The sequence below is a fragment of the Streptomyces sp. SX-6 genome (assembly GCF_059089585.1).
In genome coordinates, this window is sequence record NZ_JBTHHU010000007.1 from 117,547 (window position 1) to 129,944 (window position 12,398).

The following is a 12,398-nucleotide window of genomic DNA, read 5'->3' on the forward strand; positions in this document are numbered from 1 at the left end:
CCCCTCGGCCGCTGCGGCTCATCCTCGCACGTGCCTGTGACAGTGCCCGCCCGCACGAGCGGACGGGGCCCCGTTGCGGGCCTATTCCGGACGCGGCAGGTCGTCCGCGTACAGCAGCGTCAGGTCGTCGGTCGTCGGGTGGGACAGCTGCGCCACCCGGCCCGCATGCCGCTCGACCATCGCCTCGAACGTCTGCCGGGCGGTACGGCCGTTGCCGAACGCCGGACCCCTGGGGATGTCCCCGAAGTACGCGAGCAGCGCCTCCGGCGCACCGGGCCCTATGCGGTACTCGTGCTCCTCCGCCTGCTGCTCCACGATCCGCAGGAGCTCCTCCGGCGCGTAGTCGCCGAAGGTGATCGTGCGCGAAAAGCGGGACGCCACACCGGGGTTGACGGTCAGGAAGCGCTCCATCTCGGCGGTGTACCCGGCGACGATCACCACGACGGCGTCCCGGTGATCCTCCATCAGCTTCACCAGGGTGTCGATGGCCTCGCGCCCGAAGTCCCGCCCGGAGTCCTCGGGGGCCAGGGCGTATGCCTCGTCGATGAAGAGCACCCCGCCGCGCGCCCGGTCGAACGCCTCCTGGGTGCGCAGGGCGGTGGAGCCGATGTGCTCGCCCACCAGGTCCACCCGGGACACCTCCACCAAGTGGCCGCGCTCCAGCACCCCGAGGGACGCGAGGATCTCGCCGTAGAGCCGGGCCACGGTGGTCTTGCCGGTGCCGGGGGAGCCGGTGAACACCAGATGGCGGCGTACGGAGGCGGCCTTGAGCCCGGCCTCCTGGCGCCGGCGCCCCACCTCGATCATGTCGGTGAGGGCACGCACTTCGCGCTTGACGCTCTCCAGCCCCACCAGCGTGTCGAGTTCACCGAGCACGGACGTCGCGGAGCGCGCCGTCCCCTCGGGCACGGAACCGGCGGGCACGGGGCCGGCGGGCGCCGGACGCTGCTCCGGTACGGACGGCGCCGCCGGTGCGAGGCGGGCCGTCTCCACCGCGGTCGCCCCGCGACCGGACCCCGGCACGGACACCGTGCCCTCGTCGCTCGTGCAGTCCTCGACGTGGGCGCCCCCGTCCGCGAACTCGTAACCCCCGCGCGAACAGCGCTCCGTACGGCACCCGGTCAGGGTGGCGCGGCACCCGTCGATGACGTGGAAGCCGTAGCCGCCGCTGCCGGTCACCCGGCAACCCCGGAACGTGCCGCGGCCCTCCGCCGACACATAGAAACCCGCTTCCAGCGGCGAACTCACCACGCAGCGCTCGAAGACGGGATCCGCGCCCTTGGTGACGATCACCCCCGTGGCCGTCGCGTCGACGGCACAGCCCACCAGGGTGCCGCCGCTGCCGTGGTCACGGAACCACGCCCCCGTCGTCGCCTCCCGGATCCGGCAGTCGTCGAGGCGGGCGGTGGCACCGCCGCTCACGGACACGGCCGTACCGCGCACCCGCGACAGGTCGCTGTCGGCGACGTCCACGGACGAGCCGCGGTCCAGGACGAACAGCGCGTCCGGCACGTCGTGCACCCGGCAGGACGTGAACGCCGCGGTCGCACCGTCGCTCACCCACACCGCCGGGTAGTCGCCCGTGCTGTCGTGGATCTCGCTCTGGACGGCCTCCGCCCGGGTGCCCGGATCCCACACCGACAGGCCGTTGCGCCCGAAACGGTGCACGGTCGAGCGCGTCATCGTCAGCACGGAGCGCGCCCTCAAGTCCACGCCGTTCTCCGGCACATCGTGGATGTCGCAGTCCGCGAGCGCGAGCACGGCCTCGTTGTCCAGGGTCACCCCGTCCGAGGCCACCCGGTGCACGCGGCAGTCGGTGAGCCGTCCGGCGGCGCGTGACGCCACCTGCACACCGGCCCCCTTGATCTCGTACACCTCGCAGCCGACCGCCTCCAGCGTGCTGCCCTCGCCCGTCACCGACAGCCCGGCCCCGCGGGTGTGATGCACCCGGCAGCGCTCCAGACGCGGCTGGGCTCCGCCGTGCACCGAGACACCGGACTGGCCCGCGGCGACCACCTCGCAGTCCTCGAACACACCGCCCGCACCGTCCAGCACGCTGATGCCCACGCCCGCCAGGTTGTCGACGGTGCAGTGACGCACCGTCGGGCGCGCGGCACCGCGCACCTCGATGCCCGCCGCCGACCGTGTCACGACCCGCAGACCCGCCAGCTCCGGCGAACCGTCCTCGACCAGCACCGCGGGCGCGGCCGTGTCATGGCCCTCGACGTGCAGGTCCAGCAGCGCGGCCGACGCCCGCACGGTCACCGCGACACCCTCGGTCGGCGCGATCCGCACCGAACCGCGCGAACCGTCGGCGCCCCGCAGCGTGACGGCACGGGACAGGACCAGGTTCTCCCGGTAGGTCCCCGGGGCCACGGACAGCACGTCCCCGTCGGCGGCGGCCTCCAGAGCCGCCGTGAGGGAGTCGTACTCTCCCGTGCGCCGCCGCCACCGCGACGTGCCGGTGTGCGTCACCTGGACCGAGCCCTGTGCCATGGTGTTGCTGCGCCCCCACCTCGTGCATGCGTCCGGCCGGACCCGGAAACCTCCGGGAACCGGCTCCCGGCCGCACCACCGTAGCGTGCGCGGGGCAGGGGAGTTGACCGAGTCAGCTCCCTGTATCCGCCCGGCCCCACGTGTGCCCGGCGCGCTCCCACGCGCGCTCCCACTGCGCGTACCTGCGGCGCGTGAGGCGCCAGACGACGAGCAGCCGCGCCGCCTCCACGGCACCCGCCGTCGCCCCGGCCGCACCGGCGCCCGCCAGCACCGCGTGCACGGAGGCCGCGGCGCCGTCCAGCGGACGGCCCGTCACCCGGCCCCGGTCGTCGGTCCACAGCGGGAACCGCCGGCCCGGGCCCGCCGCGCTGTGCACCGGCACGAGGCCGGTACGCTCCGCGCCGTCCGGACCCCGCCAGCGGGCGATCACCCGCTGGTAGCCGTCGCGCCCGGCAGTGGTCTCGTGGTCCGTCTCCGCCGCCCGCCCCGGCAGCAGCCGCACCGTGGTGGCGCTCACCAGGTGCCGGTGCAGGTGCTGTTCACGGACCGCATGACACAGCGCGGTGTGCGCGCGAGAGCCCGCCGCCCAGCCGACCGCGGGCCCGGCCAGCAGCATCAGCACCACCGCGGTCAACCCCACCCACGCTTCGAAGACATCGCTCCGGCGCCGCAGCGGATTGCGCCGCCAGCGCCAGCCGGAACGCCGTACGAAAGGAGTCGCGCGCACGGTGCTCACCCCCTACGGGTCCGTCAATACCTCAAGGAGGGGCACCGCATGCCGGGCACCACGGCGGAGAGAGTGAAATCACTCCTCGTGGCTGCCCGTCGAGGCGGTGCGTTGACGCGAGCCGGACCGGTCCGGTCGGTCCGACCGGACCGGTCAGCCCGGTCAGTCCAGGATCTCGAAGGGATCGCCGACCCTCAGCACTCCGGTGTGCTCGGGTATGAGGTTCTGGCCGAAGACGACCCCCGTCTCCTGGCGGCGGTGCCGGGCGAGCGTACGCAGCGGCTCCTTGCCCCGCGCGGCCGTGTGCTGGTCGGTGGTGGTGACGACGCAGCGGCCACAGGGCTTGACGACGCGGAAGGTCACCTCGCCGATGCGCACCCGGCGCCAGTCGTCCTCGGCCCAGGCGGCCGTGCCGCCCACCACGGCATTGGGCCGGAAACGGTTCATCGGCAGGGGGCCCTCGGCGGCGTGATCGCCCTCTGCTATCAGCGAGTTGAGCGCGTCGAGCGAAGCGAGTGTCGTGAGCAGCAGGGGATAACCGTCCGCGAAACTCACGGTCTCGCCCGGGCGCGAGTACTGCGGATCGACCGGACGCCGGAACCCCGGCTCGTCCAGGTGCACCAGATGGGCCTCGGTGCCCAGGAACGCGCTCGCCCAGGCATCGGCCGCGGCGCCCGCGGGCACCGCCTCGACCTTGTCCCGGAACAACTCCACGACGACCGTGCCGCCCTGCTGCCCCGCGACGGGCACCGGCACCTCCAGAGGCCCGGCCCCCGGCCCGGCCAGCACGATCCCCCCATCCCCCGACGGGCGTGCCGAGGCCAGCGCGAGCCGCGGCAACTGCCGCTGGGTGAGGGCCCGGCCGTCCGGACCGACGAGCATCCACCTCCGGTCCCCGGCGAGCCCCCACGGCTCGACCGCCGCCTCGCCGGGGGCACACCCCGCCATCGCCTTGACCGGATAGAAGTGGAGCGCCTTCAGCACAGGGTGATCGGACATGGACTCATCTTGCCAGCAGGGTCCGACAGTTGACGATCCTCGCCAGGTCACCCGTGCGACAGCGCGACAGCGGGTCAGTAACCGCCCTGCTGGGGGTGCTGACGGCCGTACGGATCCTCGTACGGACCGGGCGCCGGACGCGGCGCGACAGGGCGCATCGCGTCGTACCCCGAGGGGGCCGCGGCGGCCGGACGCGGCTGGTACTGCTGCGGGCCCGGATAACCGCGCGGTGCCGCGGCCTGCTGCGGGATGTACGGAGCGGGCGCCTGCTGCAGCCCGCCGGGCTGCGCCGCGGCACCCGGGTGCCCGTACTGCTGGGCCTGCGGGGCGTAACCCGCGGGGGCCTGCGGGGCCTGGTAGCCGCCCGGGGCGGACGGTGCCGAGGGGCCCGAGGGCAGGGCGGGCAGCGCCGGCAGCGGACTGCCGAGGTCATAGGGGGCCGATACCCGGATGGGGGCGATCTGCGGAGTGCCCCGCTCGGCGACGAGGCTGTCGTAAATAGGGGTGTCCGGAAACGACGACGCGGTGTAGTAACCGCTGCCGTAGGGGCGGGGGGAGGTCATAGCCCATAAGGTAAGCCCCCGGTGTGCCGGTTGGGGAGTCAGGTACAGGGGTTCATCCGGGCATCTTGACGGCCTGAGATGAAAAATCCGGGCGAACACGGAGAATTCAGCGACCCCCGTGCGTTGAGAGGGCGTAAGGACAGGCTCTACAGGGGTGGAACATGGCGATGCTCAAGGGCACCAACGTACGGATTCCGGCGCAGTCGGTCCGGGTCGAACTGGGCTGGCGCGGCGGGTCCGGGGTCCCGGACGTCGACGCCTCGGCCCTGCTGCTGACCGGTGGCAGAGTGCGTTCCGACGCGGACTTCGTCTTCTACAACCAGGCGATACACGCCTCCGGTGCGGTGCGCCACGAGGGCAAGTCCCCGGCGGGCGAGGCCATGACGGACGTTCTCGCCGTGGATCTGGCCGCCGTCGAGCCGGAGACCGAGACGGTGGTGCTCGCCGCCTCCGCCGACGGCGGCAGTTTCGGCCAGGTGCCCGGCCTGTACGTCCTCGTCCGCGACGCCGCGAGCGGCGCGGAACTGGCGCGGTTCGACAGCCAGGACGCGACCGTGGAGACCGCGTTCGTGCTCGGTGAGCTCTACCGGCGCCAGGGGGAGTGGAAGTTCCGCGCCGTCGGCCAGGGGTACGACCGGGGGCTGGCGGGGCTGGCGACCGACTTCGGCATCACGGTGGAGGATGCGCAGACGCCCGCGGTCCCGCCGGTACCGCCCGCCCCGCCCGTACTGCCCGTCCCGCCCACGGCACCCACCCCGCCCCCCGTCCCGGCTGCCGCCCCCGCCGCCCCGGAGCCCGTGCGCCTGACCAAGGTCACGCTCACCAAGCAGTCCCCGACCGTCTCCCTCACCAAGCAGGGCGGCACCTCCGGGGCGCTGCGGGTCAACCTCAACTGGCAGGTGCGGCAGGAGGAGAAGGGCGGCTGGGCCCGGCGGCTCGGCAAGGCGATGGCGGTCCAGCCTCAGCTGGACCTCGACCTCGGGGCGCTCTACGAGCTCAGCGACGGCACCAAGGGCGTGGTGCAGGCGCTCGGCAACGCCTTCGGCGCGCTCCACCACCCGCCGTACATCCAGCTCGACGGCGACGACCGCACCGGCGCGGTGGCCGCCGGCGAGAACCTGACCGTCAACCTCGACCGTATCGGGGCGTTCCGGCGCATCCTCGTCTTCGTCACCATCTACGAGGGCGCCGCCAGCTTCGCGGGGCTCCACGCCACCGTCACGCTCCAGCCGCAGCACGGTGCGCCCGTCGACTTCGCGCTGGACGAATGCACCGTGCCGTCCAACGTCTGTGCGCTCGCCCTCATCACGAACAACGGCGGCGATCTCGTCGTCCAGCGCGAGGCCCGTTACCTGGTGCCGGAGCGCGGGGTGAGCCCGCAGCGCACGCTCGACCGCGAGTACGGCTGGGGCATGAACTGGACGCCCGGCCGCAAGTGAGCGCCGCTCAGGGCGCGGCCTCGGGGCGGGCGTAGGTCCGTCCCTTCCAGGCCGCGCCCCGGCCCCGGCGGTGCTGGACCGCCGAGTCCACCGTCATCAGCAGATACAGCGCGGCCGTGAAGGGCAGCAACGGCGCGAGCCACGGCGACCGGCGGTAGTAGCGGAGCATCGGCAGATACGTCCCGGCCATCACCGCCCACGCGGCGCCGCCCGCGGCCATGACGGCCGGCGCACCGGCGAGCGCTCCCGTCACCAGCGCGACCGGCGGCACCAGATACACCACCGCCAGCCCCGCCACCGTGCCGGCCAGCAGCAACGGGCTGTACCGCAGCTGTGCGTAGGCGCTGCGGGAGACCATCCGCCACAGCTCGCCGAGGCCCGGGTACGGCCGCACACTGTCCACCTGCTCCGCGAGCCCCAGCCAGATCCTGCCGCCCGTGCGCTTCACCGCACGTGCGAGCGCCACGTCGTCGATCACCGCGTGCCGGATGCTGTCCGGGAGCCCGGCCCGTTCCGCCGCCTCCCGGCGCAGCAGCATGCACCCGCCCGCGGCGGCGGCCGTGCGCGCGGCAGGCCGGTTGACCCAGCGGAAGGGATACAGCTGGGCGAAGAAGTAGACGAACGCCGGGACGATCAGCTTCTCCCAGCGGGTCGCCACCCTCAGGCGCGCCATCTGGGACACCAGGTCCAGCTCGCCCGAGCGGGCGGCCGACACCGACTCCCGCAGGCTGCCGGGCCCGTGCGCGATGTCGGCGTCCGTCAGCAGCAGGTACGTGGCGTCGGTACGGGTGCGCGCGAGCGCCATGCCGTGCCGTACCGCCCAGAGCTTGCCCGTCCAGCCGGGGGCGGGCTCGCCCGGCGAGTCCACGGTCAGCGGCAGACCGCCGTGCCGGGCCGCCAGCTCGCGGGCCAGCGCACCCGTGCCGTCGGTGCTGCCGTCGTCGACGAGGAAGATCTCGGCCCTGCCCGGATAGTCCTGGGCGAGCAGCGACGGCAGGCTCCGCGGCAGCACCGCGGCCTCGTCCCGGGCCGGTACCACGATCGCCACCGGGGGCCAGGCACCGGGCGGGGTGCGTTCGGGCGGCCTGGTGTCCGTCAGCCCGATGTCCGTCAGCCCGATGTCCGTCAGCCCGATGTCCGTACGCCTGATGCCCGTCAGCCTGATGTCCGTACGCCTGATGCCCGTCAGCCTGATGTCCGTGCGCCAGAAGAAGCCCTGGCCCAGCAGCAGCCACAGCCATACGGCCAGGGAACCGACGGAGATCCACGTCATCACGTCCACCCGCCGCAGTCTGCCGCAGGGACGGCGGCCACGGGCCCTGTCCGGGCCATCGATTAAAGTAACGGGGTGAAGATCGCGCTCATGGACTCCGGCAATGGCCTTCTGGCGGCGGCTGCCGCCGTGCACCGCTTGCGACCCGACGCCGATCTGGTGCTCTCCTCCGCCCCCGACACGATGCCGTGGGGTCCGCACGCTCCCGCGGAGATCATTGAGCGCGCGCTGACCGTCGCCCGCGCCGCCGCGGCGTACCGTCCCGACGCGCTGATCGTTGCCTGCAACACGGCCTCCGTCCATGCCCTCGCCGCGATACGCGCCGAGCTGGAGCCCGCGCTGCCGGTCGTCGGCACCGTGCCCGCGATCAAGCCCGCGGCCGCCGCCGGCGGTCCCGTCGCCATCTGGGCCACCCCGGCCACCACCGGCAGCCCCTACCAGCGCGGCCTGATCCGCGACTTCGCCTCCGGCGTCGAGGTCACCGAGGTGGCCTGTCCCGGGCTCGCCGACGCGGTGGAGCACGCCGACGAGCAGGCCGTCGAGGCCGCGATCGCGGACGCCGCCGCCCGCACGCCGCGTGATGTAAGGGCCGTCGTCCTGGGCTGCACCCATTACGAGCTGGTCGCCGAGCAGATCCGCGCCGCCGTCCAGGACCCCTCGGCCCCGCCCATCGCGCTGTACGGCTCCGCCGAGGCCGTCGCCGCGCAGGCCCTGCGCCGCATCGGTGCCCCGCCCGCCCCCGACGCGGCAGCCGGTCCTGCGACGGGTGGCCTCACCGTGCTGTTCAGCGGCCGGGAGGCCGGGCTGGGCCCGTCCTCGCTGAGCTACCCCGAGGGCCGTTCGCTCCTCCCCGTCGGCGCCGGGCACGTCTGACCGACCCGTCCGTACACCCCTGCCCCGGGCGCCGAAGGTGAGTACGCTGCCCGTATGAGGGACCACCCCGAGGCCCCGCAGGGGCCGCCCGACGCGACCGGCGAGCCCGAGGTCTGGATGGGCCGCGCCACCAACCGCGTGCAGTGGCTGCTGGCCGCCGTGGGTGCCGCCTGCATGGCACTCGGCATCGAGCTGGCCGTCGACAGCGCATGGACCTCCGGCCTCGCCCCCCTGGCGATGTCGGTCGTCGGCTGCATCGCGGCCGGCCTGCTCATGCTCTTCGGCACCCTCGCCTTCGTCCATGTGGCCGTACGGGTCGACAAGGACACCCTCGAGATCCGCTGCGGCCACATCGGCCTGCCGCGCACCCGCATCCCGCTCTCCCACGTGGTGGGCGCCGACTTCGCCCCGCGCGTCACCCCCCGCCAGTGGGGCGGCTGGGGCTACCGCTGGCGCCCCGAGAAGGGCACGGCCGTGATCGTGCGGCGCGGCGAGGGATTCGTCGTACGACTCGGCGACGGCCGCTCGTACACGGTCACCGTCGACGACGCCGAGGCCGCCGTCCGCGTGATCCGCGACCACCTCCGCCTCCTCGGCACCCGCCCGGCCTCCGCCTGAACGCCGCGCAGGGGGCACACGGGATTCCCGTGTGCCCCCTGCGCCGTGCCCGGCCGGTGGAGCACCGCCAAAGACCAGTTCCCAGGACGCGGGTTCCAGCGCTCGAAGAAAAAAGCGGAACAAATTCGGCGGGATGCGTGTGTCGTCACTTGAACCGGTCGGGCATCCGCTCTATCCGGAATCAGGTTGCTTTGCTAAAGTGTCTGCTGCGTATTCTTCCGAGCGCAGTCGGGAGTCGTTGAGGATGCACCGCAAAAGCATATGATCGCCCGCTCACTCAAGTCGGTGAGTGCGGCTGTTCCCCTACCGGGAAGAGTGATCCGACGAGCCGGACGCCGGCCCTTACCCGCTCCGTGATCAGGTCCTGAGCGGGAAGAAGTACGAGGTCAGCACGGCTGACGTCCCCATCGCTTTGCGCACTGTCAAACCCGCTGGGTGTCTTGCACCCACTCGACTCAGGGCGTTCTCCGCGCCCGTTCGGGATGAATGCAGGGATGCGCATGAAAGCTTCTCGGGTGACCCGCGAGTTTCCGCTGGCATTGCGACTGCTATTGGTCAATCAGTTTGGGATCGACATCGGGTTCTACATCCTGGTGCCATTTCTCGCGGCATATCTTGAGCAGGAACTCGGAATGTCCGAGGCGGTCGTCGGTCTCGTGCTCGGCGTACGGAACCTCAGTCAGCAGGGGCTGTTCCTCCTCGGCGGTTCCGCCTCCGACCGGCTCGGCCCCCGTACGGTGATCATCGCCGGGTGCGCGCTGCGCACCCTGGGCTTCGCCCTTTTCGCCTTCGGCAACACGCTGCCGGTCGTGCTCGGGGCGTCCGTGCTCAACGGGCTCGCCGCGGGGCTGTTCTATCCGTCGGCCCGGGCCTATGTCGCCCTGGAGGCGGGGAGCCGCAAGGCCGAGGCGTTCGCACTGCTCAATGTCTACGCGACGATCGGCTCGCTGATCGGGCTGGTGCTGGGAAGCGTCCTGTTCATGACGGACTTCCGGGTCTGCGCCGTCGCGGCGGCCGGGGTCTTCGGGCTGCTGACGGTGGGGCAGGCGCTGGCGCTTCCCGACCGTCCGGCCGTCGTGCAGGCGCGGGGCAGTGTCCTGGGGGACTGGCTCGAGGTATTCGGCAACCGCAGGTTCCTGCTGTTCTCCTTCGCCACGACCGGCATGTTCACGGTGGAGAACCAGCTGTGCCTGCTGCTCCCCGACGGCGCCCAGCAGGCGACCGGCTGGGACGGGGCGGCGGGAGTGCTGCTGGGCACCGGGGCGGTGGCCAACCTGTTCCAACTGCCCATCACCCGGGCGCTGGAGCGGCACGGCGGCGGCGCCCGCTGGGTGGGCGCGGGGCTCGTCGTCATGGGGTTCAGCTTCCTTCCGCCGCTGCTGATCTGCGACGGGGCGCCGCCGAGGGGCATGGGCGAGATCGTGCCCCGGATGATCGTCATGATCCTCGGCTCGCTGCTGCTCTACTTCGGGACGATGGTCGCCCACCCGGCGGTGCTGGAGATGATCCCCAGGTTCGGGCGCGATGCGCTGGCGGGCACCTACTTCGGGCTGTTCTACGTGTTCGCCGGGCTGACGGCGGCGGGCGGCAACGCGGTCGTCGGCTGGTCGATGGACATGGGGAAGCAGGCCGGCCTGTCCTGGCTGCCCTGGGTGTGCTGCGTCGGCTTCGGCCTGTCCTCCGCGATGGCCGTGACGGTGATGTACCGCACCAGGGCTTTGCCGGGTCGTCCGGACGTGCCTGTGGTCGAGGGCACGGTGATCTCGCCGGGCGTGCCGGCGACGTCCGCCGAGGCCTCGGGGTCGATGCCGCCGGGGTCCGACACCCTCGGGGCCTGGGACGCGGCCCGCCTGCCCGGCCCGGCCCGGGCGGGCGACGACGCGGACCGGCCGCCCCGCTGACCTGACGTACGCCCGTGCTGACCTGACGTACGCCCGTCTTGCGCGGCCGGGCGGGCCGCCGCAAGGTCGAGGTACGAGCCCGAGGGAGGATGTCCATGCCCATCGCCACGGTGAACCCCGCGACCGGCGAGACCCTCAGGACCTTCGACGCACTGGGCCCCGAGGACATCGAGCGACGCCTGGCCGCCGCCGAGGCCGCCTTCCGGCACCACCGGACCACGTCCTTCGCGGAACGGGCCCAACTGCTGAACCGCGCCGCGGATCTCCTGGACCAGGACCGCGACGACATCGCCCGGACCGTGACCACCGAGATGGGCAAGCCGCTCGCCGCCGCCAGGGCCGAGGCGGCCAAGTGCGCCAAGGCGATGCGCTGGTACGCCGGGAACGCCGCGGACCTGCTGGCGGACGAGCACCCGCCCGCCGCGGAGACCGAGGACTCCGGGGCCTCGTCCGCCCTCGTCCACTACCGGCCGCTGGGCGTCGTCCTCGCCGTCATGCCGTGGAACTTCCCGCTCTGGCAGGTCGTCCGGTTCGCCGCCCCCGCCCTCATGGCGGGCAACACGGGGCTGCTCAAGCACGCCTCCAACGTCCCGCAGACCGCGCTCTATCTGGAGGACCTCTTCCGCCGGGCCGGCTACCCCGAGGGCTGTTTCCAGACACTGCTCATCGGATCCGGCGCGGTGGAGTCCGTCCTGCGCGATCCCAGGGTGGCCGCCGCCACGCTCACCGGCAGCGAACCGGCCGGGCGGTCCGTCGCCGCCATCGCGGGCGACGAGGTCAAGAAGACGGTCCTCGAACTCGGCGGCAGCGACCCCTTCGTGGTGATGCCGTCGGCCGACGTCGACCGCGCGGTGCGGACCGCCGTCACGGCGCGGATCCAGAACAACGGGCAGTCCTGCATCGCCGCCAAGCGGTTCATCGTGCACACCGACGTCCACGACGTGTTCACCGAGCGCTTCACCGCCCTCATGGCCAACCTGACCGTCGGCGACCCGATGGCCGACACCACCGACGTCGGCCCGCTCGCCACCGAACAGGGCCGCGCCGACCTGGAGGCACTCGTGGACGACGCCGTGCGCCGCGGCGCGAAGGCCCTCTGCGGCGGCCGGCGGCCCGAAGTGCCGGGCAGGGGCTGGTTCTACGAGCCCACCGTGCTCGTGGACATCACCCCCGCCATGCACATCCACCACGAGGAGGCGTTCGGCCCCGTGGCCACGGTCTACCGGGCCCGCGACCTCGACGACGCGCTGGCGATCGCCAACGACTCGCCTTTCGGCCTGAGTTCCAGCGTATGGACACGGGACGAGGACGAACAGCGGCGCTTCGTACGGGACATGGAGGCCGGCGGCGTCTTCTTCAACGGCATGACGGCCTCGCACCCCGCCTTCCCCTTCGGCGGTGTCAAGCGCTCCGGGTACGGGCGCGAGCTGTCGGGCCACGGCATCCGCGAGTTCTGCAACATCACGACGGTCTGGCACGGAGCCGAACCCGGCCGCGCGTAAGGCCCGC

The 12,398-nt window shown here is 72.8% G+C and carries 10 protein-coding genes; 5 read left to right on the plus strand and 5 right to left on the minus strand.

Annotated features, from left to right (window positions below; translation table 11 throughout):
- Positions 1–81: 81 nt before the first annotated feature.
- The 4 genes from ACV530_RS10895 to ACV530_RS10910 form a co-directional block, all read right to left on the minus strand.
- Positions 82–2,496 carry a right-handed parallel beta-helix repeat-containing protein gene (locus ACV530_RS10895; RefSeq protein ID WP_494332143.1) on the minus strand — a complete coding sequence of 805 codons (2,415 nt, stop codon included), beginning with the start codon at positions 2,494–2,496 and terminating at the stop codon, positions 82–84.
- A 112-nt stretch (positions 2,497–2,608) separates the two neighbouring features.
- Complete coding sequence (locus tag ACV530_RS10900) at positions 2,609–3,223, minus strand: Rv1733c family protein (RefSeq protein ID WP_494332144.1); 615 nt, start codon at positions 3,221–3,223, stop codon at positions 2,609–2,611.
- 162 nt (positions 3,224–3,385) lie between these two features.
- On the minus strand, positions 3,386–4,222 hold the full coding sequence (locus tag ACV530_RS10905; RefSeq protein ID WP_494332145.1) for an MOSC domain-containing protein: 837 nt from the start codon (positions 4,220–4,222) through the stop codon (positions 3,386–3,388).
- A gap of 74 nt (positions 4,223–4,296) precedes the next feature.
- Positions 4,297–4,785, minus strand: a complete 489-nt coding sequence (locus ACV530_RS10910) for a DUF6643 family protein (RefSeq protein WP_494332146.1) — start codon at positions 4,783–4,785, stop codon at positions 4,297–4,299.
- Positions 4,786–4,946: 161 nt separating this feature from the next.
- Here ACV530_RS10910 and ACV530_RS10915 point away from each other — a divergent pair, with 161 nt between their 5' ends.
- On the plus strand, positions 4,947–6,224 hold the full coding sequence (locus tag ACV530_RS10915) for a TerD family protein (protein ID WP_494332147.1): 1,278 nt from the start codon (positions 4,947–4,949) through the stop codon (positions 6,222–6,224).
- A 7-nt stretch (positions 6,225–6,231) separates the two neighbouring features.
- Here the strand turns inward: ACV530_RS10915 and ACV530_RS10920 are convergent, their stop codons facing one another.
- Positions 6,232–7,497, minus strand: coding sequence for a glycosyltransferase (locus ACV530_RS10920; protein WP_494332300.1), 1,266 nt, complete (start codon positions 7,495–7,497; stop codon positions 6,232–6,234).
- A gap of 75 nt (positions 7,498–7,572) precedes the next feature.
- On the opposite strand from ACV530_RS10920, the gene ACV530_RS10925 reads away from it, so the two are divergent.
- The 4 genes from ACV530_RS10925 (at position 7,573) to ACV530_RS10940 (ending at position 12,391) form a co-directional block, all read left to right on the plus strand.
- The gene (locus ACV530_RS10925; protein ID WP_494332148.1) at positions 7,573–8,370 is read left to right on the plus strand and encodes a glutamate racemase; all 798 of its coding nucleotides are present in this window, start codon (positions 7,573–7,575) and stop codon (positions 8,368–8,370) included.
- Positions 8,371–8,424: 54 nt separating this feature from the next.
- Positions 8,425–8,988, plus strand: a complete 564-nt coding sequence (locus tag ACV530_RS10930) for a hypothetical protein (RefSeq protein WP_494332149.1) — start codon at positions 8,425–8,427, stop codon at positions 8,986–8,988.
- A 500-nt stretch (positions 8,989–9,488) separates the two neighbouring features.
- A complete protein-coding gene (locus ACV530_RS10935; protein WP_494332150.1) occupies positions 9,489–10,889 on the plus strand; it encodes an MFS transporter in 1,401 nt (466 codons plus the stop codon).
- A gap of 95 nt (positions 10,890–10,984) precedes the next feature.
- Positions 10,985–12,391: an NADP-dependent succinic semialdehyde dehydrogenase gene (locus ACV530_RS10940; RefSeq protein ID WP_494332151.1), complete on the plus strand. Its 1,407-nt coding sequence runs from the start codon at positions 10,985–10,987 to the stop codon at positions 12,389–12,391.
- Positions 12,392–12,398: the final 7 nt, after the last annotated feature.